General features: G+C 51.7%; 20 protein-coding genes. 17 read left to right on the forward strand and 3 right to left on the reverse strand.

Going from position 1 to position 21,418, the window contains the following annotated elements; genetic code table 11:
* Positions 1-6: 6 nt before the first annotated feature.
* The 12 genes from ileS (at position 7) to thiO (ending at position 11,979) form a co-directional block, all read left to right on the forward strand.
* On the forward strand, positions 7-2,838 hold the full coding sequence (gene ileS, locus EOE65_RS15030) for an isoleucine--tRNA ligase (RefSeq protein WP_127695179.1): 2,832 nt from the start codon (positions 7-9) through the stop codon (positions 2,836-2,838).
* 53 nt (positions 2,839-2,891) lie between these two features.
* Complete coding sequence (gene lspA, locus EOE65_RS15035) at positions 2,892-3,374, forward strand: signal peptidase II (RefSeq protein WP_206052697.1); 483 nt, start codon at positions 2,892-2,894, stop codon at positions 3,372-3,374.
* A 29-nt stretch (positions 3,375-3,403) separates the two neighbouring features.
* Positions 3,404-3,835, forward strand: a complete 432-nt coding sequence (locus EOE65_RS15040; protein WP_127695183.1) for an FKBP-type peptidyl-prolyl cis-trans isomerase — start codon at positions 3,404-3,406, stop codon at positions 3,833-3,835.
* Positions 3,836-4,023: 188 nt separating this feature from the next.
* The gene (locus EOE65_RS15045) at positions 4,024-4,518 is read left to right on the forward strand and encodes a GspH/FimT family pseudopilin (RefSeq protein ID WP_127695272.1); all 495 of its coding nucleotides are present in this window, start codon (positions 4,024-4,026) and stop codon (positions 4,516-4,518) included.
* Entirely contained in the window at positions 4,475-4,981 is a 507-nt protein-coding gene (pilV, locus tag EOE65_RS15050) for a type IV pilus modification protein PilV (protein ID WP_276317530.1), read from the forward strand. Before EOE65_RS15045 ends, pilV begins: the two co-directional genes overlap by 44 nt.
* On the forward strand, positions 4,978-5,715 hold the full coding sequence (locus EOE65_RS15055; RefSeq protein WP_164847125.1) for a PilW family protein: 738 nt from the start codon (positions 4,978-4,980) through the stop codon (positions 5,713-5,715). The genes pilV and EOE65_RS15055 overlap by 4 nt, the downstream gene beginning before the upstream one ends.
* 19 nt (positions 5,716-5,734) lie before the next feature.
* Positions 5,735-6,337: a pilus assembly PilX family protein gene (locus EOE65_RS15060; RefSeq protein ID WP_164847124.1), complete on the forward strand. Its 603-nt coding sequence runs from the start codon at positions 5,735-5,737 to the stop codon at positions 6,335-6,337.
* A 16-nt stretch (positions 6,338-6,353) separates the two neighbouring features.
* Positions 6,354-9,515: a pilus assembly protein gene (locus EOE65_RS15065; RefSeq protein ID WP_127695191.1), complete on the forward strand. Its 3,162-nt coding sequence runs from the start codon at positions 6,354-6,356 to the stop codon at positions 9,513-9,515.
* The gene (locus tag EOE65_RS15070; RefSeq protein ID WP_127695193.1) at positions 9,512-9,811 is read left to right on the forward strand and encodes a hypothetical protein; all 300 of its coding nucleotides are present in this window, start codon (positions 9,512-9,514) and stop codon (positions 9,809-9,811) included. The genes EOE65_RS15065 and EOE65_RS15070 overlap by 4 nt, the downstream gene beginning before the upstream one ends.
* Positions 9,808-10,224 (forward strand): type IV pilin protein, encoded by a 417-nt coding sequence (locus EOE65_RS15075; protein WP_127695195.1) that lies wholly within the window; start codon positions 9,808-9,810, stop codon positions 10,222-10,224. The genes EOE65_RS15070 and EOE65_RS15075 overlap by 4 nt, the downstream gene beginning before the upstream one ends.
* Before the next feature lie 110 nt (positions 10,225-10,334).
* A complete protein-coding gene (locus EOE65_RS15080; protein ID WP_127695274.1) occupies positions 10,335-10,868 on the forward strand; it encodes a GspH/FimT family pseudopilin in 534 nt (177 codons plus the stop codon).
* A gap of 16 nt (positions 10,869-10,884) precedes the next feature.
* Positions 10,885-11,979, forward strand: a complete 1,095-nt coding sequence (thiO, locus tag EOE65_RS15085) for a glycine oxidase ThiO (RefSeq protein ID WP_127695197.1) — start codon at positions 10,885-10,887, stop codon at positions 11,977-11,979.
* A 48-nt stretch (positions 11,980-12,027) separates the two neighbouring features.
* On the opposite strand, the gene nadE is transcribed toward thiO, so the two are convergent.
* Entirely contained in the window at positions 12,028-12,855 is an 828-nt protein-coding gene (gene nadE, locus EOE65_RS15090; RefSeq protein WP_127695199.1) for an ammonia-dependent NAD(+) synthetase, read from the reverse strand.
* Between the two features lie 11 nt (positions 12,856-12,866).
* A complete protein-coding gene (locus tag EOE65_RS15095; RefSeq protein ID WP_127695201.1) occupies positions 12,867-13,814 on the reverse strand; it encodes an outer membrane protein assembly factor BamD in 948 nt (315 codons plus the stop codon).
* A 142-nt stretch (positions 13,815-13,956) separates the two neighbouring features.
* On the opposite strand from EOE65_RS15095, the gene rluD reads away from it, so the two are divergent.
* The 4 genes from rluD to tdh all read left to right on the forward strand — a co-directional run bounded on the left by rluD (position 13,957) and on the right by tdh (position 18,010).
* Positions 13,957-14,925 (forward strand): 23S rRNA pseudouridine(1911/1915/1917) synthase RluD, encoded by a 969-nt coding sequence (rluD, locus tag EOE65_RS15100; protein WP_127695203.1) that lies wholly within the window; start codon positions 13,957-13,959, stop codon positions 14,923-14,925.
* Between the two features lie 2 nt (positions 14,926-14,927).
* Positions 14,928-15,656: a peptidoglycan editing factor PgeF gene (pgeF, locus tag EOE65_RS15105; protein ID WP_127695205.1), complete on the forward strand. Its 729-nt coding sequence runs from the start codon at positions 14,928-14,930 to the stop codon at positions 15,654-15,656.
* A 138-nt stretch (positions 15,657-15,794) separates the two neighbouring features.
* Entirely contained in the window at positions 15,795-16,988 is a 1,194-nt protein-coding gene (locus EOE65_RS15110) for a glycine C-acetyltransferase (protein WP_127695207.1), read from the forward strand.
* Entirely contained in the window at positions 16,985-18,010 is a 1,026-nt protein-coding gene (gene tdh / locus EOE65_RS15115; protein ID WP_127695208.1) for an L-threonine 3-dehydrogenase, read from the forward strand. The genes EOE65_RS15110 and tdh overlap by 4 nt, the downstream gene beginning before the upstream one ends.
* Here tdh and EOE65_RS15120 read toward each other — a convergent pair whose 3' ends face one another.
* Positions 18,011-18,583 (reverse strand): helix-turn-helix domain-containing protein, encoded by a 573-nt coding sequence (locus EOE65_RS15120; protein ID WP_127695210.1) that lies wholly within the window; start codon positions 18,581-18,583, stop codon positions 18,011-18,013. It lies immediately after the preceding gene.
* Between the two features lie 172 nt (positions 18,584-18,755).
* On the opposite strand from EOE65_RS15120, the gene clpB reads away from it, so the two are divergent.
* Positions 18,756-21,332 carry an ATP-dependent chaperone ClpB gene (clpB, locus tag EOE65_RS15125; protein ID WP_127695212.1) on the forward strand — a complete coding sequence of 859 codons (2,577 nt, stop codon included), beginning with the start codon at positions 18,756-18,758 and terminating at the stop codon, positions 21,330-21,332.
* Positions 21,333-21,418 lie beyond the last annotated feature (86 nt).

Raw genomic sequence — 21,418 nt, forward strand, 5'->3', positions numbered from 1 at the left:
AGTGCGATGACCGACTACAAAGCAACACTGAATCTGCCGGATACGGCATTCCCGATGCGCGGCAACCTAGCCAAGCGCGAACCCGACATGTTGAAAGCGTGGCAGGAGCAGGGGATTTACCAAAAGATTCGTGCGATTAGCGCTGGTCGTCCAACGTTTGTGCTACACGATGGCCCTCCGTACGCCAACGGTAATATCCACCTTGGGCACGCTGTGAACAAAGTGCTCAAAGATATGATCATCAAGTCTAAAACACTGGATGGTTACGACGCACCTTACGTGCCGGGCTGGGACTGTCACGGCTTGCCGATTGAGCACAAAGTTGAGGTCACGCACGGCAAGGATATGGGCGCGGACAAGACCCGCGAACTGTGTCGTAGTTATGCGCAAGAGCAGATTGAAGGCCAGAAAGCGGACTTCATCCGCCTTGGTATCTTTGGCGAGTGGGACAACCCGTACAAAACCATGAGCTTTGCCAATGAAGCAGGCGAGATCCGTGCGTTAGCGAAAATGGTTGAAGGCGGTTACGTTTTCAAAGGTTTGAAGCCGGTTAACTGGTGTTTTGATTGTGGGTCTGCACTGGCAGAGGCGGAAGTTGAGTACGCGGATAAGAAATCATCAGCGATCGATGTGGCGTTTGTTTGCGAAGAAGCGGATAAGCTGGCTGCAGCCTTTGGTTTAAGTGAGCTTGCAAAGCCGGCCTTCGCAGTGATCTGGACGACAACGCCTTGGACCATTCCTGCGAACCAAGCGATGAATGTTCATCCAGAGTTTGAGTATGCGCTGGTCGATACCGGCGACAAACTACTCGTTATGGCGGCTGAACTTGTCGAAGGCGCATTAGAGCGCTTCGAACTTGAAGGAACTATCATTGCCAAGACTGCGGGTGCGCAACTGGAACATATCAGTTTCCGCCACCCGCTTTACGAGCGTAGCTCTCCGATCTACCTCGCCGACTATGTTGAGTTGGGTGCTGGTACGGGCATTGTTCACTCAGCGCCAGCCTATGGTGAAGATGACTTTGCAACATGCCGCCGTTACGGCATGCAGTTTGATGAGATCCTAAATATCGTTAAGGGCGATGGTGTCTATATCGATGATCTGCCGCTGTTCGGCGGTATGGATATTTGGGAAGCAAATGGCGATATCGTCAAAGCACTGGCAGACGCTGATCGTTTGTTGTGCCACAAGACAATTAAGCACAGCTACATGCACTGCTGGCGCCACAAAACACCGTTGATCTACCGTGCGACGGCACAGTGGTTTGTGGGTATGGATGGCGTCGAGGGCCAATCAGGCTCACTGCGCGATAAGGCGCTTGCTGCAATCGAAGAGACTCAGTTTGTACCTGATTGGGGTAAACCACGCTTGCACAGCATGATCGCGAATCGTCCTGACTGGTGTATCTCTCGTCAACGTAACTGGGGCGTGCCTATCCCGTTTTTCCTACACAAAGAAAGCGGCCAGTTGCATCCTGAGACCGTTGCGTTGATGGAGCAGGTAGCGCAGCGTGTGGATGAAGAGGGTATCGAAGCATGGTTTAAGCTGGAGCCTGCTGAACTGCTGGGTGATGAGGCTGATCAGTACGAGAAAGTTACAGATACGCTAGATGTCTGGTTTGATTCTGGTACAACGCATTGGCACGTGATGCGTGGTTCCCACCCGATGGGTCATGATCAAGGCCCGCGCGCGGACCTTTATTTGGAAGGTTCGGATCAGCACCGTGGCTGGTTCCATTCATCGCTATTGACCGGTTGCGCGATTGACGGTCATGCTCCCTACAAAGCACTTTTAACGCACGGTTTTACCGTGGATGAGAAGGGCTACAAGATGTCTAAGTCGCTCGGTAACGTGATTGTTCCGCAAGAGGTTACGGACACCTTGGGGGCTGATATTTTACGCCTATGGATCGCATCGACCGACTACTCTGGTGAAATGGCAGTATCGAAGCAGATCCTGCAACGTACAGCAGACTCTTATCGTCGTATCCGTAATACATCACGCTTCTTGTTGGCGAACTTGAATGGTTTCAACCCAGAAACCGATCTAGTAGCTCCTGAGAATATGTTGGCGCTGGATCGCTGGGCTGTGGATGCGGCAGCACGCTTGCAGCAGAAGGTTCAGGAGGCGTATCGCAACTATCGTTTCTTGGATGTGTATCAGCAAGTACACCACTTCTGTGTACAGGAGCTAGGTGGTTTCTACCTCGATATTATCAAAGATCGCCAGTACACAACGAAAGCAGATAGTCTGGCACGCCACTCTGCACAAACTGCGCTTTACCATATCGCTCAAGCGATTACTCGCTGGATTGCACCGGTGCTGAGCTTCACTGCCGAGGAGATCTACGCAGCGTTACCTGGCGAAAAAGGCGAGAGTATCTTCCTAGAGACGTGGTACGAGGGCTTGTTTGAGCTGGCAGATGACGATGCGTTTGGCCGTGATTACTGGGAGCGTATCTTGGCTGTGAAGAGCGCCGTGAATAAAGCGCTAGAAGAGGCCCGTAACGAAAAGCTGGTGAAAGCATCGCTATCAACAGAGGCTGTACTGTTTGCTGATGAGCAGATCGCTGCAGACTTAGCGCGTCTTGATGCTGAACTGCGCTTCGTTCTCATTACGTCAGAAGCGCAGGTTGCGCCACTGGCTGATGCGAGTGATGATGCCCGCGCGACAGAGCTGGATGGTTTGAAAGTTGCTTTGAAAGCTTCCGAACATGCCAAGTGTGAGCGTTGTTGGCACCATCGTGAAGAGGTGGGTAGCAATGCAGAGCACCCAGAGCTGTGTAATCGCTGTATCGAAAATGTCTACGGCGAAGGCGAAGCTCGTCAATTTGCTTAAATCGCAGCGGCCGATGCCCACTGGGTGCATCGGCCAATGAATGGGAAGGTGCTGTGGGTTCTCTAAAATGGTTATGGTTGACCGCATTCATTGTGGTCGCTGATCTTGTTAGCAAAGACTACGCGCAACAAGTGTTGAGCTACGGAGTTCCGAATCCAGTGTTTACTGGGTTGGATATGACTCTTCTCTACAATACGGGAGCTGCGTTTAGTTTTTTGGCAGGAGAAGAAGGCTGGCAGCGCTGGTTTTTTATCGTGATCGCTATCGTGGTGAGTACCGTACTATTAGTGTGGCTTAAGCGCACTGAGCCGCGTCAGTGGTGGTTAGCGACAGGGTTGGCATTGATCCTCGGCGGAGCATTGGGCAATTTGCATGACCGGGTTTATCTGGGTTATGTCGTTGACTTTATCTCTGTTTACTACGATGTCCATTACTTCCCGGCCTTTAATATCGCTGATATAGCCATCACGGTGGGTACCGTTTTAATGATCATCGATATGATATTTTTTGAAAGCGAAGCCGATGAACGCACGTAGCTGCGCATCGTGATTCGAGGAAGGTAAATATGACAGACATAGTTGTTGGCCCTGAGAAAAAAGTGACGCTTCACTTTGCAATCCGCTTGAAGTCAGGGGATGTGGTTGACGATAACTTTGCAGGTGGCCCTGCTTCATTTGTGATTGGCGATGGCAATATGCTGGCAGGCTTCGAAGCTGCATTGTTTGGGATGAAAGCGGGTGAGCGTAAAACCCACGAGATCCTTCCTGAAAACGGTTTTGGCATGCCTAACCCAAGTAATATGCAGGTGATGGAGCGCAGTGCATTTGAAGGCATGGAGCTTGAGCCGGGCCTAGTTGTCTCTTTTCAAGACCCAACGGGGGAGCTTCCGGGTGTGATTCGCTCATTTGACGACAACAAAGTCGAAGTTGATTTTAATCATCCCCTAGCTGGGCAAACACTCGAATTTGATGTTGAAATCCTCTCGGTAGGTGAATAACCTCTGTAGTTAATCTGCGTCACAATGATGCAAAAGATTCCTTTCTGATTAATATGGCTTGAACGCCCGTTTGAGCCTATACTCATTTTGGCTGTACACAAAGTGCACAGCCTTGTCACCTAAACTTATGGATATTTGCACGGATCGCAGATGTAACAGAAAAGGGACTTTGGCACTTATGGAAAAGAATGGAACGTACGAAGTCAGCCCACCGTGGTTTTACTCTGATCGAGTTGATGGTAACGATGTCGGTTGCTGTGATATTGGCCGCTGTGGCGGTTCCTAGCTTTGTGGACTTTATCCGCAATCTGCGTTCGGCAACCGTCGCGAACGATTTAGTCACCTCTCTCAATACCGCCCGCAGCGAAGCGATCAAACGCAACGCGACGGTACGGTTGTGCCCTGGAGCTAATGGTGGTTGTACGCTCGATTGGAACCAAGGGTGGTCGATGCGTGATGATGCCAATGCGCAACTGCAGGTCTGGATGGCACCGCCGCCAGGTGCAGCGATTCAGCAAGCGAACGGAAATGCCACGATAGAATTTAACGGTACAGGGCGCCTCACCAGTGCAGGCCCTGTCAGAATTAATGCGCGCTACACCGGCTGTACCGGCGATGCGCAGCGAGTTATTCGAATCAATGCGATGGGAAGAGTCAGTGTTACACGAACAAACTGCCCTTAGATGTCCCGCGGTTGTCGACACGCTACCTCATCTGCACAGGCAGCGTGGAGTGGGGTTGTTAGAGGTGCTGATTACGGTATTGGTGCTCTCGGTCGGGCTTGTTGGTATGGCAACGCTCATGTTTGATGCAGTACGCCTGAATACCCAGTCTTATCAGCGCACAATCGCTATCAACCTTGCTTACGACATGTCAGATCGGATTCGCAGCCATCAAGAGGAGGCTGAGGATGGCGATTTCGACCATGCGCGCGGTGCGGCTGCGCCGGGTAATGCCGCGCCTGTTGATGCAGAAATTACTGAGTGGTTAGGTGAAGTGGCGAATCAGCTCCCCGGTGGTCAAGGGGCTATTACCACTAACGTCAACGGCGACTTGGTTGAGTTTGAAATTGCCATATGGTGGGACGAAGACAGAGACAACGCCAACGGAGCGGAAGCAGTGTACAACTTCCTGACGAGCCTATGACCCCATTAAATATGCGCTTTGCAAAGCAGCAAGGTCTCTCTTTGATCGAGTTGATGATCGCCATGCTCCTCGGTTTGGTGCTCATGACTGGCGTGATCAATATTTTTCTTTCATCGAACCAAACATATCGTTTGCAGGATGCGTTGTTTCGAGTGCAAGAGACAAGCCGTTTCGCCCTTGAAATCATGAAAACTGATTTGCGCTCCTCAGGCTTCGATGACTTTCTTGGCACCTATGGTGTCCTGAAAAACTTGAACCAGCGCAGTGTGTTTGGTGTTGAACAAGGTCAGCCCTCGACGCCTGAAATTGCGGCCAACAGTGTTAATGGTCGTGTCAGCGATGCCATGCTGGTGGATGGCAGTGAAACGCCCGCAGGGCTTGCTGTTTATTATGTTGCGCCAGATGCGGCTGCGAATGGGCAGCTAGCTTTGTTTCGTAACAACGCGGCGATCGCTGAAAATGTCGAGGGCCTGAATATTCAATATGGTGTCGATACAGACAGCGACCGGTTTCCAAATCGCTTTGCAGATGCCACTGCGATTACTGCCGCTGAGTGGTCATCGGGCGGTATTGTTGCAGTGAAGCTAGATCTGTTGCTTGCTGCTGGTGAGCCGGGGCTTGTATCTGACCCTCCTGCTGCACTGCCTGCGCCTTTTAATGGCGTTGATATCTCTGATGGACGCCTCTATCGCATGTTCTCCACAACTGTTGCATTGCGTAATAAGGTGCCTTAAGAATTTGAGGAGTATGAAGTTGGCTGAATATCGTTATCCACGGAAAGAGCGCGGTGCGGCGCTGATTATCGGTCTTGTGATGATGCTGTTGTTAACAATGATCGGTGTAAGTGCCATGCAAGGGACCGGCATGCAGGACAAAATGACAGCGAATATGCGCGACTCCGAAATGGCATTCCAGAACAGTGAACTCGCTTTGCGTTATGTGGAGCGGGGCTTTTTACAGTCTTTGGATAATATCGAGAAAGGGAATACGTGGGCTGGATGTACGTCGAGCTGCCGTATTATCAACTCCGAAGAGAACTCCGCAGTCAATGTAAGAGATATGCTTTTTAACAGCCCGGCTGACTGGGATGCTCGGGCGATCGACTATGGTGATTTTAAAAATATGGCCAACGCTGTGATCTCGCCAGTCTCCGATCAAACTGATTTTGATCGCATGGGCTTGAAGGCCAAGCCGAAAGTGTTGGTGGAGTATGTAGCGTTTACGCCGTTTAGTGCTGATATCGGAGATGGTGAGCAGCCGGGGCTAGACTACTACCGTGTCACATCAAAAGCTGCAGGCGGTACGGACGTATCTGAGTCCATCTTGCAGACACTATTTTCACGTCGGTTCGAATAAAAGGGAGAGAGAGTCTGTGTCGGGAAATAACTCATCATACCGTTTGCTGCTGGCCTGTGCGCTGGTGTATTCAGCGCACTCTTCCGCAGCGCCGCTAGATTTGGCGGATACCCCGCTATCTGTCTCGAGTAGTGTTGAGCCGAATGTCATGTTGCTGATGGATAACTCGGGCAGCATGAACAACATGGTGTTTGAAGATGGCTTTGTTCCCGGAACGCTGGGAAATTCTGATCGCTGGCAGTACCTGCGTACTAACGGTAACTATTATTGGATAAATAATGGTAGCACCTATTATTTTAGCTACATGGATGATGGTAGTTGTTCTTGGCCCTACAGGCGCTTTCGTAAGTCGAGCTCAGGCCCTTACAAGTGCATGATTGCGCCAACACCGGAAGGGACAGGGAGTACTCGCTATTACGGCGAGTATCTGAACTATCTACTGGATAAGTACCCCAGTGGTACAGACCTTCGTACTGTTGCGGGCTTTCCACAGCAGACGCGTATGGGGGTGGCAAAGCAGGTAGCCTCAGATATCGTACAAAATACCCCTAAGATGCGCTTTGGTGTGGCACGTTTTAATAGCTCCAACGACGGTGCTACCGTTGATCAGTCTTGTGGAGCTAACACCACTAGTATTATTAGCTCTATATCCGGCTATACCGCTAGCACATGGACGCCATTGGCCGAAGCCCTCTATGAGGTGACTCGTTATTTCCGTGGGATGACGAGCCCTTATCGTAATGTCTCATACACAAGTCCCATTCAATATCGCTGCCAGTCAAACTTTACGATAGCCATTACCGATGGCTTCCCAACCCGTGACAGAACTTTCCCAACAAGCTTCCCTTCTGGCGATAAGGATGTGCCAGCAGGCAATGCGTTTCCTGATTGGGATGGCTTGCATCCCGCTACGAGCTCAAGCCAGTACCCAAACTTCCCGCACTTCTCTGATGGCTACAATGCCAGCAGTGACGGCGAAGGTGGCACGCTTTATTTGGACGATATAGCCAAATTCGCTTGGGATATCGACTTTAAAAATACCACTGCCCCAGATAACTCGGGGCAGAGCTACAACGACCCATTGTTCAAAGTACAGAACATGTACACCTATACCGTCGGGTTTGCGACGCAAAACAATATGTTGCAAGATGCCGCGCAATACGGGAACGGTTTGTACTTCACCGCCACCAATGCTCAACAGTTAACTGACGTTCTTAAACGGGCGCTGCTGGATATCTCTGATAAATCCACGAGTGCCACGGCTGTTGCGGCAAATACCGGGCGTGTTCAGTCTGGATCATCGGTATATCAAGCGAAGTTCCATACCGCTGATTGGAGCGGTGACCTGCTGAGTTTTGGGATTGAGACAGATAAAACGAGCCCGAACTACGGTGATATTTTAACCAGTGGTAGCGGTCCTCAAGGTGCGCAATGGAGTGCAGAGGATAAGATGCCCGAGTGGAACTCACGGCGTATATTTACCAACCTAGGGAATAGCGGTAAGCGCTTTCGTTGGGGAACATTCAACGCCGCTCAGCGTACAGAGTTCTTCAATGATGAGCAGGCGATGTTGCAGTATCTACGTGGGCGCAACACCAGCGATGCTAGTTTCGATGTCAGCGGTTACCGGACAAGAACCTCCGCATTAGCAGATATTGTTAACTCTGCACCTCAGTACAAAGGGCGTCCTAATGGGCGATATAAAGATAGCTTAGAAGGGCCTGATTACTCATCGTTTGTTGCTGCGAATCGCAACCGTGAACCCATGATCTATGTCGGCGCAAACGATGGTATGTTGCATGGCTTTAATGCCAACACTGGGGTGGAGCGTATGGCGTTTGTCCCAGGGTCTTTGTTACCGAGATTGAAAGAGCTGGCTGATACCGGTTATACCCACCGCTACTTTGTAGACGCGACGCCAACGGTTGTTGATGCGTTCGTGAATGGTGCATGGAGAACGGTACTGACAGGTGGATTAGGTAAAGGTGCGCAAAGTGTTTATGCCCTTGATGTAACTAACCCCGCCAGCTTCGGTGAGTCAGATAGCAATGCTGCGAACCTTTTCATGTGGGAGTTCACTGACGCCGACGATGCTGACCTTGGATATGTTTACGGGCGCCCAAAGATCGTTAAGATGCAAGATGGCCGTTGGTACGCTGTATTTGGCAATGGCTATAACAACACCGTGAGCGACGATCATGTCAGCGGGACGGGTAACGCGGTTGTTTACATTGTTGACCTTGCCAGCAAAAACTTTATTAAGCTCAATACTGGTGTGGGTGCGAGTGCCGATCCGACCGGTAAGAACCGGCCTAATGGTATATCAACGGCGACACCCGTTGATGTCGATGGCGACTTTAAAGCGGATTACATCTACGCTGGAGATCTATTCGGCAATGTTTGGAAGTTTGATGTCACTGGCAGCTCAACCTCTAGCTGGAAACTAGGCTATAAACTATTTACGGCCTGCCCAAGCGGCAGTTGTGGTACAACTCAGCCGATAACGTCGGGTATATCCACTGGCTTTACAAGTGATGGTGTTGGATTGATGGTGTTCTTCGGAACTGGTAAACACCTAGAGATCGATGATAACAATGCAGCAGCCGGCGGGTTACAGAGCCTTTATGGCATCCTAGATAAAGGCGCACCGGTATCACGAAGCAATCTCCTTAAACAGGTTATTACATCTGAGAAAACGGCAACATTTACCGATACAAACGGTACTGATGACCCCGCTGATGATACGACCGAGCCTCGTCTGGTGAGAGAGACTTCTGACTACTCGATGACAAATGAGCAAGGTTGGTATCTCGATCTGAAATATGGTACTGAAAACGGGGAGCGTGTTATTAACGCGCCTGAAGTGCGCGGTGATCGAGTCTTCTTTATCTCCACAACACCCGGAAATGATGAATGTTTACCTGGTGGTGTTTCTTGGATCTATCAACTTGGTAGTAAAGATGGCAAGCAGCTGCAATCGACTTGGGATCTTTACGAAGATGGTAAGTTTGATGCTAAAGACGGCCCTTACACGGGCGTCCAAGTGGGAGAGGCCGCTGGCTTCAATACCATGGTGGATGATTTTGGTGAACAGATCTATCTTGGCTTAGAGCGCTTGGGAGCAAACGCAAACGCGCTTTTACAAAACCGTCAGTCTTGGCAGGAGGTCACACAATGATGAATCTTTACCGGTGGACATTGGTGTTGATACTTGCATTAGCGAGTGCAACGGCCTCTGCCAAGCCGCTGTTCTTTATGGGCTCAATCGAAAAGATCAAAATTACCGCGGAGAAGCGCGAGCTGGTGATTGAAGGGGATCGCTATAAGATCGCTAAATATGCCCCGGTAACCGAGATGGGTAAGCCTATTTCCGTAATGTCTCTCAAGCGAAATATGCAGATCAAGTTTGAGTACACAGTTGGCAAAAAGAAGCAGCTACCCCTAATTACAAAAATCGAGGTCTTTACGGAATGAAGCAGTTCGGTTTCTCGTTGATTGAGTTGATGATCTCGGTCGCTATCGTTGCCATCTTGGCAGCCGTTGCGTTACCGAGCTACCAAGAGCATGTGCTAAATACATGGCGTGCTACTGCAACAGGGTGTTTGCTGGAGTTGGGGCAAGGTATGGAGCGCCGGTTTGCGACAGCAACACCGATGAGCTATGCCATTGGCGCTGCGGATTGGCCGTTAAGCGGCTGTACAAACGACTTAGCGGATCGTTACAACTTCCCGTTACCTGTTGTAAACGGCGCAGGCACAACCTACACGATTACTGCCGTGCCAAAGGGGGCTCAATCGGGAGATAGTAAATGCGGCACGTTGGGTATTAACAACCTAGGCGTGCGATCTGAAACCGGTTCGAAGGATGTCGCTTACTGTTGGCAGTAGTATGTAATTTCAGTGCTAGGAATACCAAATGGATTTGGTGAGCACTGACTCGAAGTAGGCAACGGAAAAGCCTCACTCATTGAACGGACAACAAGGATGTTGGAAGGGATATGGATATCAAAACCTCGCGTGCTCAATGCGGCTTTACGCTCATTGAGCTTATGGTGACCACTACAGTCGCGATCGTGCTGATTACGGTTGCGGTTCCTGCATTCACCGACCTTATCGCTAAAATCGATCTCAATACGGGGAGCCTGCAGGTACGAGAAGTCCTTCGCCAGGCCCGCTCTGAAGCTGTCAAAACAGGTAATGCGCTACACGTGTGCAGTGTTGCAGATGGCGTTTCCCAATGTGCGGGGACATCAGGCAGAGGGCGCAAGCCTTGGCAGCACGGGATGCTAGTCTTCCATGATGCCAATCGCGATAGGCGCTTTACGCCAGGGAGCGATACGTTGATCTATCAAGTTGATTTCTCCGCGGGGCTGGCAGTAAGCTGGGGTCGCGGTGATTACTTAGTCTATGCAGGCTCAGGCCGGCCAGCGCTTGCCAACGGTACGTTTGAGTTGCTGCATACCGCGAGTGGTTATCAAAAGAAACTCGTCCTCAACAATGTTGGTCGTATTCGATCAGAGCAAAACTGGTAGTTTGGTGGTGAATAGAGTGAATGATTTTGCAATCGTGGGTGCTGGCGTTATCGGTATGATGCTAGCGCGTGAGTTGGCGCAGGCAGATGCAACAGTCGCACTGATTGATAAGGGCGAATGTGCGCGCGAGTCGTCTTGGGCAGGAGGCGGGATCGTCTCCCCACTTTATCCGTGGCGCTACTCAACGCCAGTGACACAGTTGGCGACATGGTCTCAATCGAGTTATCTGCACCTTTCTCAAGATCTGCTAGAGGAAACCGGACTGGATCCTGAGTTGCGCCAGCGTGGTATGTATATGGTTGCTGTGGATGATGAAGAGGACGCGCTGCAATGGGCGCAACAGCACCATCGTCCAATGATGCGCGTTGATGCACAGCACCTCTATAATAGAGAGCCTAACTTTGCTCCGGGGCATACCTCTGCATTGTGGATGCCAGAAGTAAGCAGTATTCGCAACCCGCGACTAGGCGCAGCATTAAAGCAAAGCGTGGTCTTAAACCCTAACATTACTGTACATGAACATAGTGAGGTTACGGGGTTGCTGAGTGATGGGCAGCGGGTTTTGGGCGTGAAAACACCACGCGTAGAGATCAAGGCAGCTCATACTATCGTTACCAGCGGGGCATGGACGGGCGAGTTACTCAAGCGTTTTGATGTGAGCTTGCCGGTGGAGCCGGTCAAGGGGCAAATGATGGTCTTTAATGCACCTGTTGGGCTGGTTAATCGGGTTGTGCTGATGGGCGGGCGTTATGTTATCCCACGTAATGATGGGCGCATTCTGGTGGGCTCCACATTGGAGTATGAAGGGTTTGATAAGCAGACGACAGACGTGGCTTTCACGTCGCTGCGCGATACCGCGATAGGTATTATTCCTGAGCTGGCAAACTACGATGTCGAGCATCACTGGGCTGGTTTGCGTCCTGGCTCTCCAGAGGGTATTCCCTTTATTGGCGAGGTACCAGAATGGCAGGGCTTGTCAGTTAATGCTGGCCACTTCCGTAATGGGTTAGTGTTGGCTCCTGCGTCGACACGTCTACATGCTGACCTCTTGTTAGGGCGTGATCCGGTCATTGATCCGCAGCCTTACCAATTAGCAGGGCGAATGAACTAGACAAAAAAAGCGCCGAATGGCGCTTTTTTATTGCTGCTAAGTGCTCGATCAATCATAGATTGTTGGGATCGGCTGGCGTTTGTGCTCTGTTTTGGTATAGATCTCAATCAGGCGCTCCTGAACTGACGAGCTAACCGGCTTGCCCTCGAGGAAGTCATCAATCTCGTCATAGGTTAAACCTAACGCGGACTCGTCGGTTTTCTGTGGTTCTAAGCACTCAAGGTCGGCCGTCGGTGTTTTGTGAACTAAGGCTTCTGGTGCACCCAAGTAGTCGGCTAATTGGCGTACTTGGCGCTTACTTAAACCGAATAGTGGTACTAAGTCGCAAGCCCCGTCACCCCACTTAGTATAAAAGCCGGTGATGTTTTCAGCTGAGTGGTCTGTTCCAAGTACTAAACCGCCCAAAATACCGGCCACTTGATACTGAGCGGCCATCCGCATTCTGGCTTTAGTGTTGCCTTTGGCGAAGTCGATATGAGCATCGCTATGCTCCAGCAAACTGCCAAGGGCGGCGGTCACTTCGTTGTGTAGCCCATCGGCACCTACTTTAATGTTGATCGTGAGTGTCTCACTGGGCTGGATAAAAGAGAGCGCGCGCTGGGCATCCTCTTCATCTTGCTGAACACCATAAGGCAAGCGAACCGCGATAAATTTGTAGGGTGCACTGTCGGCCTCAGCATTGAGTTGCTCAACCGCGAGCTGCGCTAAGCGCCCGCAAGTTGAGGAGTCCACGCCACCGCTGATGCCCAAAATAAGGTGCTGCTGACCTGATGCGCGTAGTTGTTGCTTGATAAAGGCAACGCGCTTCTCGACCTCTTGGGCTGGGTCGATGGAAGGCTGTACATGCATCGCTTGGATGATCTCATTTGCGGTCATTGTGTGCCTCTTTATTCAAAGATACCGAAGGTGGCTTTGTGATACCAAGGGCGCTTGGTTTCTTGCTCTTTCTGCGCCTCATTCTCTGGCTTTTCTAAGCCTTGCTTATCTTCTGTTGTTGGGCGCGGTGGATCGTCGGCTTCGCTCTCGGAGCCAAACAGACCAAATGTCGCGGTTTCCAGTAAGCTTGTATTCTTAACCTTGTACGATTTCAGCGGATAATTTGGGTAATTTGCCAAGAGAACATCACGGGCGCTTTGTGCCAACTGTTGCTCACCCAACAGCTCGTATGCTTGGTACATTACCGCGAGGGCGTCTGGCGTTGCCGGTGTCTCTTTGAGATTTTCCACCACATAGCGGCCACGGTTAGCTGCCGCAATGTAGGCACCACGCTTCATGTAGTAGTTTGCGACGTGGACCTCGTAGGATGCTAAGCGGTTTTTCAAAAACAACATGCGCTTTTGAGCATCGGGTGCATAGGAGCTATCAGGGTAGCGGTTAATCAGAGTTGAGAAACTTTCGAAGGAGCTGCGTGCCGCACCGGGGTCGCGCTGATCTATATCGATCGGCAAGAATCGCTGGAACATACTCTGATCTTGCTCAAAGGCGGTTAGCCCCTTCAAATAATACGCATAGTCGATGTTTTCATGTGAGGGATGCAGGCGTATAAAACGATCTGCTGCGGCGCGAGCAGCCTCTGGCTCAAAATTTTTGTGGTATGCGAATATCAACTCAAGCTGCGCTTGCTCGGAGTAGCGCCCAAATGGATAGCGAGCTTCGAGCATCTGCAGTTTTTCCACAGCGGTTTCATACTCTTGTTGCTCAAGGGCTGTAATCGCTTCGTCGTAAAGTTGTTGCTCTGGAATGTCTGGTAGCCGCTTTTCATCACCGCCAAACCACGAACAGGCTGATACAAAAAAGCACACTGCAATGACGCTAAAAACTCTTCCCAACCGCATGAATTAATCCCGATACGTTACCATCCGATTCTCGGCGACCATCGCCGGATCAGGTATACTGGTGGTTATTGGTTAAAAAACAGTTTATTTAAACACAACGGCGGGCGAAGCAAAATCACTGCTGTTATCGATTGGTAGATTGATGTCTGAAAAAATAGAACGAGAGGCGCTGGTGCCCGGTGATCTTACCGGCCAACGTTTAGATCAAATATTAGCGCAGCTATTTTCCGACTTTTCACGCTCCCGTTTAACGAGCTGGATTAAAGAAGGTTTCGTGACGGTTGATGGTAAGCAGATGAAACCGCGCGAGAAGCTTTTTGGCGGCGAAAAGATCGTTATTACCGCGCAGGTTGAAGAGATCGAAGACCATGTGGGTGAGGATATCCCTCTCGATATTGTCTACGAAGATGATGACATATTGGTCGTCAATAAACCTGCGGGCCTAGTGGTTCATCCAGCAGCGGGGCACCGCAGTGGTACGCTCATGAATGCGCTGTTGCACCACTTTCCTGATATCGCGGTTGTACCACGTGCGGGCATCGTGCACCGGCTGGATATGGATACAACCGGCTTGATGGTGGTCGCGAAAACGCTGCAAGCGCAAACGGAGCTGGTGGCTCAGCTGCAAGATCGCTCCATGGGCCGTGAATATGAAGCTGTCGTACAAGGTGTGATGACCGGCGGAGGTTGTGTGGATGAGCCGATGGGCCGCCATGCTAAGAGCCGTCAGAAGATGGCGGTTGTTGGTTTAGGTAAAGAAGCGGTGACGCACTACCGTATGCTGACTAAGTTCCGCGCCCATACGCATATCCGTCTGAAGCTCGAGACTGGCCGTACCCACCAAATTCGTGTCCACATGGCGCACATCAACTATCCGCTAGTGGGTGATCAGTTATATGGCGGACGTTTCCGCTTACCCAAAGGGGCCAGTGAGGCGATGCAAGAGGCGCTGCGCAACTTTAAGCGCCAAGCGTTGCATGCCAAGAAGCTTGAGCTTTGGCATCCGGTGACGGGTGAGCTGATGTCATGGGAAGTGGATCTGCCTGAGGACTTCAGCGCGTTGCTCGATGTGCTGTCGAAAGACAAAGCTAATAACGACGACGAGTACTAGCGATGGAGCTACTGACCCCACATTGGCCTGTGCCAAGCCATATTAAAGCTGTGGCAACAACGCGCATCGGTGGATATAGCCAAGGGCCGTACGCCGGCCTTAACCTCGGTGACCATGTGGGGGATCAGCCAAGTCATGTTGCAGCGAATCGTGCTCAGTTGCTAGAGCAGCTCGATCTTGAGCAGTCGCAATGGCTAACGCAGGTACATGGCACCCGATGTATAGAGGCGTTACCCGTGTCTCTGCATATCGCTCCTGAAGCGGACGCTTGCTACACCTCGCAAGCGCAACTGGCGTGCGTCATTATGACCGCTGATTGTCTGCCGGTGCTTTTTACCGATGGTGAACGTGTCGGTGCGGCTCATGCTGGCTGGCGTGGATTGGCCGATGGCGTGCTTGAAACAACCCTTGAAGCATTTGAGCGTGCTCATACGTCTGTGTGGCTAGGACCCGCTATTGGGCCTGCTGCGTTCGAAGTAGGCGATGAGGTGCGTGAGCGGTTTTGCCAATATCTGCCCGCTTCTGAGCAGTACTTTGTTCCCTCTGCAAATGCGGGCAAATGGCTGGCAGATATCTATGGCTTAGCTAGATTACGCCTTGCTGCGGCTGGTGTCACACAGGTTTATGGTGGAGGTTTGTGCACCTTTACGGATGCCGTGCGCTTTTTCTCCTATCGGCGTGACCGTACCACAGGCCGTATGGCAACCTTGATCTGGAAAACAGCGGCTTAACAACAGCCGCTGCCCATCCGAACGTTTCTTACCGACATCAGTCAACTGTTCTATAAGTTGGATTTTTTTATCCATTATAATGGATTTTATTCCTGTTTGTTGTAATCTCAAGCAGGATAAGTCGATAGGGAGGCGGTCATGAAGCGTCAGGTATTTTATGAAACACTCGAGACGCAGCTCGATGAGCTAAAAGCCGAGGGGCTGTTTAAAGCAGAAAGAGAGATCGCGTCCGCGCAAGCGGCTCACGTGCGGCTCTCATCGGGCGATGACGTCATCAATTTCTGTGCAAATAACTATCTCGGGTTAGCTAACGACGCACGCTTGATTGATGCCGCAAAGCGGGGGCTAGATGAGCATGGTTTTGGGATGGCTTCGGTGCGCTTTATCTGCGGCACGCAAGATATTCATAAACAGCTGGAGCGCCAGCTCAGCCAGTTTCTAGGCTTGGATGACGCGATTCTTTACTCCTCCTGCTTTGATGCCAATGGCGGGCTTTTTGAAACCCTGTTGGGTGAAGAGGATGTCATCATCAGCGATGCGCTTAACCATGCCAGTATCATCGATGGCGTTCGGTTGAGTAAAGCGAAGCGGATGCGCTACGCCAACAACGATATGCAGGCGTTAGAGGAGTGCCTAAAAGCCGCACAGGATGCGCGGGTACGTTTGATTGCCACGGATGGTGTGTTCTCGATGGATGGAGTGATCGCCAATCTTGCGGCGATCTGTGATCTTGCTGACCAGTATGATGCGCTTGTTATGGTGGATGACTCCCATGCGGTTGGCTTTATCGGAGAGAACGGGCGTGGCTCGCACGAATACTGCAACGTGATGGGGCGGGTAGATATCTTAACCGGTACTTTCGGAAAGGCGCTTGGTGGTGCCTCTGGTGGATACACTGCAGCGAAACAGCCAGTGATCGATTGGTTACGGCAGCGATCACGGCCCTATCTGTTTTCAAACTCACTGGCGCCTGCCATCGTACAGGCTACCCAAACGGCGCTGGCGTTAGTGGAGAGGGGCGAAGGTCTGCGCGAGCAGCTGCAAGATAACAGCCGCTATTTTCGCCAGCGTATGACAGCCGCAGGTTTTACATTGGCAGGTGCTGATCATGCGATTATTCCTGTGATGATCGGTGATGCGGAACTGGCGAGCCGTATGGCAGACCGGTTACTTGACTATGACATCTATGTGATTGGTTTTTCGTTTCCAGTGGTGCCAAAGGGAGCCGCACGTATTCGTACCCAGATGTCGGCAGCTCATACTCGCGCGCAGCTTGATCAAGCGATTGACGCCTTCATCCGGGTGGGGCGTGAGCTAGGAGTTATCCAATGAAAGCACTTGCCAAACTGAAAGCTCAGCCAGGTATCTGGTTGCATGACACCGGCAAACCGGCGCTTGGGCACAACGACCTGCTGATCAAAATTCGTAAAACAGCGATCTGCGGGACCGATGTTCATATCTACAACTGGGATGAATGGGCGCAAAATACCATTCCGGTGCCGATGACCGTTGGCCACGAATATGTTGGTGTTGTGGAGGAGATCGGCTGTGAAGTGGAAGGCTTTGCGATCGGCGATCGAGTCTCCGGTGAGGGGCATATCACCTGTGGACACTGCCGTAATTGTCGCGCAGGTCGCCGTCATCTATGCCGCAACACCCAAGGTGTGGGTGTTGATCGCCCGGGGGCCTTTGCCGAGTACTTGGTTATTCCTGCCATTAATGCCTTTAAGATCCCCGACAATATCTCTGATGATCTTGCGGCTATTTTCGACCCCTTCGGCAATGCCTTACACACCGCTTTGTCGTTTGATCTGGTGGGTGAAGATGTGCTGATTACCGGTGCTGGCCCCATCGGGATTATGGCTGCTGCAGTAGCCCGCCATGTGGGGGCTAGGCACGTGGTGCTCACCGATATTAACGACTATCGCCTAACACTCGCTCAGCAGGTTGATCCGCGTATTCATATTGTTAATGTTGTGCAGGCGTCGTTGGCGGATACGATGCAGCAACTTGGCATGACGGAGGGCTTTGATGTGGGGCTTGAGGTGTCGGGGGCGCCGCAAGCGTTTCGTGAGATGCTTAATCGCATGAATCATGGTGGCAAAATCGCCATGCTCGGCATTCCTGCTGCTGATATGGCGATCGACTGGTCTGAGGTTATCTTTAAAGGCCTAATACTCAAAGGTATCTATGGACGAGAGATGTTCGAAACCTGGTACAAAATGGCCAGCGTGATTCAATCGGGGCTAGATTTAACACCGGTCATTACACACCATTATCCAGTTGAGCAGTTTCAAGCCGGCTTTGATGTGATGCGTTCTGGCCAGTCAGGTAAAGTGATCTTGAATTGGTAGCTACGGGCGGCCTTTATGGACCACCAAAAACGCACGTAGGGTGTCTTGTCCACGGTTTTCGATACGGTGGGCAATATCTGCAGGATAGCGCAACGTATCCCCCACTTGAGCATCGGTGTATACACCTCCATCGAGGGCGACGCGTGCTTGCCCTGCTATCACCGAAAGGTGCTCACGAGTCCCGTGAATATGGGCCTCAGAGCACAGTTCACCGCCAGGCTGCACAATCAGCTCATACCACTCCACATCGCTTGCCATATCCACAGGGTTAAGCGCGACGAGTTCGCACTGCTGATCTTGGCTAAGCAAGCGAGGTGTCGCTATGGCTTCTTGGCGCTCGATGCGCGGCCCCTCTGCTTGGCTTTGTGCTGCTAGCTGATCAATGGATACGCCCAGTGCTTGGGTAATATTCCATAGCGTGGTGAAGGTTGGGTTGGCGTTACCACGCTCAATCTCCGACAACATAGAGCGAGAAACATTGGAGCGCTCAGCCAACTGCGCCAAGTTTAGCCCCAGTGCTTTACGGCGTTGTTTCATCGCGGCACCGACATTGGGTGTAGCAGCGTGCTTCACAATAACTCCTTAACGCATCCATCAGACTCGCGCCTAGTGTAGCGCACTATGGATGGGGGTGGGCTATCTCGGTTTCTCTGCTTGAAGTTTGATCAGCATGACCGCATATATCTATTAAGAAAGCAGCTGTGCCGAATGCGGGCAGCGACATTAACGTAGGAGATGAAGGTCTATGCGACAAGATAAACTTACACCCAAACTACAAGAAGCACTGGCCGATGCGCAGTCGCTTGCTGTTGGGAAAGATCACAACTATATCGAGCCAATCCACCTATTGGCAGCGTTCTTACAGCAGCAAGATGGCGCAGTACGCCCGTTGCTGCCTCAAGCCGGCGTTTCGTTACAAAGCTTAACCACAAAGGTCGCTGAAGCGCTGACGCACTTACCCGTCGTGCAACATCCCGATGGCGATGTGCAGATCTCCCGCGAGATGGGAAAGCTACTCAACAATGCCGATAAATTGGCCCAGAAACGTGGCGACCAGTTCATTACCGGCGAGATCGTTTTGCTCGCGATGCTCGACGACAAGAGCGACTGTGGCCGGTTGTTAAAGCAAGCGGGTCTTACCAAAGCCACGCTAGAGCGGGTGATTGATGCGGTGCGTGGTGGTGAAAGTGTTGCCGATGCAAATGCTGAGTCAAACCGCCAAGCGCTGAACAAATATTGTATCGACCTGACTGAGCGTGCGGAGTCTGGCGCGTTGGATCCGGTGATTGGGCGCGATGATGAGATCCGCCGTACTATTCAGGTGTTGCAGCGCCGGACCAAAAATAATCCTGTACTGATCGGTGAGCCGGGTGTCGGTAAAACGGCCATTGTTGAGGGACTTGCGCAGCGGATTGTGAATGGCGAGGTACCCGAGGGGCTTAAACGTAAACGCGTGCTCTCTCTGGATATGGGATCGCTGATCGCGGGTGCTAAGTTCCGTGGCGAGTTTGAAGAGCGTCTAAAAGCGGTACTTAACGAACTTGCCAAGCAAGATGGGCAGGTCATTCTATTTATTGATGAGCTGCACACCATGGTCGGCGCAGGTAAGGGCGAGGGGGCGATGGACGCCGGTAATATGCTCAAGCCCGCCTTGGCGCGGGGCGAGTTGCACTGCGTTGGTGCCACCACGCTAGATGAGTATCGCCAGTATGTCGAGAAAGATGCAGCGCTGGAGCGTCGGTTCCAGAAGGTGCTGGTGGATGAGCCGTCCGAAGAGGACACTATCGCGATTCTACGAGGCCTAAAAGAGCGCTACGAGATTCACCATGCGGTAGATATTACCGACTCTGCAATCATCGCTGCGGCAAAACTCTCTCAGCGTTACATTACGGATCGCCAGTTGCCTGATAAGGCGATCGATCTCATCGATGAAGCAGCATCGCGTATCCGTATGGAGATGGACTCTAAACCGGAAGAGATGGACCGTTTGGAGCGTAAACTCATTCAGCTCAAGATGGAGCGTGAGGCGCTGCGCAAAGAGAAGGACAGTGCGGCGAAGCAGCGTTTAGCCGAGCTGGAAAATGCGATCACTGAGCAAGAGCGTGCTTATGCAGAGCTTGATGAGATCTGGAAGTCAGAAAAGTCGGTGATGCAGGGCTCCCAAAAGATCAAAGAGGAGCTAGAGCAGGCGCGCATCGAGTTAGAGCAGGCACAGCGTAGTGGCGATCTAGCGAAAGCGGGAGAGCTGCAATATGGCCGTATCCCTGAGTTGGAAAAGCAGCAAGAGATGGCGCATCAAGCCGAAAGCTCAGATCAGGAAACAAAGCTGCTGCGCAACCGCGTAGGTGAGGAGGAGGTTGCCGAAGTTGTTTCGCGCTGGACCGGTATTCCGATTAGCAAAATGCTCGAAGGCGAGCGGGAAAAACTGCTGCGTATGGAAGATGCGCTGCACGAGCGCGTGATTGGCCAAAGCGAAGCGGTCACAGCGGTGGCGAATGCCGTACGACGTTCACGCTCTGGTCTGGCTGATCCCAATCGTCCGAACGGTTCGTTCCTGTTCTTGGGCCCAACGGGTGTGGGTAAGACCGAGCTGTGCAAAACCTTAGCGAGTTTCCTGTTTGATACGGAAGAGGCGATGGTACGTATCGATATGTCGGAGTTTATGGAGAAGCACTCTGTTGCTCGCTTGATTGGTGCCCCGCCGGGTTATGTCGGCTATGAGGAGGGCGGATACCTGACCGAAGCGGTGCGTCGCAAGCCGTACTCTGTGCTGTTGCTCGATGAGGTGGAGAAGGCGCATCCCGATGTCTTCAATATCCTGTTGCAAGTGCTCGAAGACGGCCGATTAACGGATGGCCAAGGCCGAACCGTGGACTTTAGAAATACCATTGTGGTGATGACCTCGAATTTGGGTTCAGACCTGATTCAAAACTTCAGCGCTGATGATGACTATGAGCTGATGAATAAAGCGGTGATGGAGGCTGTTGGCAGCCACTTCCGACCTGAAGTAATCAACCGGATCGATGAGGTGGTGGTGTTCCACAGCTTGCAGAAAAACCAAGTGGCAGGCATCGCGAATATTCAGCTTGATCGTTTACGTAGCCGCTTAGCGGAACACAGCTTGGCGCTCACGTTGACACAAACGGCCTTGGAAAAGCTGGTGGATGTGGGCTTTGAGCCTATCTACGGCGCGCGACCGCTCAAACGGGCGATACAGCAGTGGATAGAAAACCCGCTGGCACAAGCGCTGTTGGCTGGGCGCTACGCGCCGGGCAGTGAAATAGTGGTTGATGTGGAAGCAGGAGAGTTTGTCTTCCGCTAGCGGCCATTTACCTCAACAGAGGCTCACCTTCGGGTGGGCCTCTTTGCGTTTTAGTTGGCGCACTCGCAAAGCGTAACCTATGTTTA

Origin of the sequence: Neptunomonas marina, assembly GCF_004005935.1 — a bacterium.
Taxonomy (GTDB): domain Bacteria; phylum Pseudomonadota; class Gammaproteobacteria; order Pseudomonadales; family Balneatricaceae; genus Neptunomonas; species Neptunomonas marina.

Coding starts and splice junctions, on each gene's coding strand:
- tdh (WP_127695208.1), top strand. CDS start 16,985: ATGAAAGCACTTGCCAAACTGAAAGCTCAGCCAGGTATCTGGTTGCAT.
- ileS (WP_127695179.1), top strand. CDS start 7: ATGACCGACTACAAAGCAACACTGAATCTGCCGGATACGGCATTCCCG.
- nadE (WP_127695199.1), bottom strand. CDS start 12,855: ATGACCGCAAATGAGATCATCCAAGCGATGCATGTACAGCCTTCCATC.
- EOE65_RS15095 (WP_127695201.1), bottom strand. CDS start 13,814: ATGCGGTTGGGAAGAGTTTTTAGCGTCATTGCAGTGTGCTTTTTTGTA.
- EOE65_RS15080 (WP_127695274.1), top strand. CDS start 10,335: ATGGATATCAAAACCTCGCGTGCTCAATGCGGCTTTACGCTCATTGAG.
- EOE65_RS15075 (WP_127695195.1), top strand. CDS start 9,808: ATGAAGCAGTTCGGTTTCTCGTTGATTGAGTTGATGATCTCGGTCGCT.
- EOE65_RS15040 (WP_127695183.1), top strand. CDS start 3,404: ATGACAGACATAGTTGTTGGCCCTGAGAAAAAAGTGACGCTTCACTTT.
- pilV (WP_276317530.1), top strand. CDS start 4,475: ATGCGATGGGAAGAGTCAGTGTTACACGAACAAACTGCCCTTAGATGT.
- pgeF (WP_127695205.1), top strand. CDS start 14,928: ATGGAGCTACTGACCCCACATTGGCCTGTGCCAAGCCATATTAAAGCT.
- clpB (WP_127695212.1), top strand. CDS start 18,756: ATGCGACAAGATAAACTTACACCCAAACTACAAGAAGCACTGGCCGAT.
- EOE65_RS15070 (WP_127695193.1), top strand. CDS start 9,512: ATGATGAATCTTTACCGGTGGACATTGGTGTTGATACTTGCATTAGCG.
- EOE65_RS15055 (WP_164847125.1), top strand. CDS start 4,978: ATGACCCCATTAAATATGCGCTTTGCAAAGCAGCAAGGTCTCTCTTTG.
- EOE65_RS15045 (WP_127695272.1), top strand. CDS start 4,024: ATGGAACGTACGAAGTCAGCCCACCGTGGTTTTACTCTGATCGAGTTG.
- EOE65_RS15110 (WP_127695207.1), top strand. CDS start 15,795: ATGAAGCGTCAGGTATTTTATGAAACACTCGAGACGCAGCTCGATGAG.
- rluD (WP_127695203.1), top strand. CDS start 13,957: ATGTCTGAAAAAATAGAACGAGAGGCGCTGGTGCCCGGTGATCTTACC.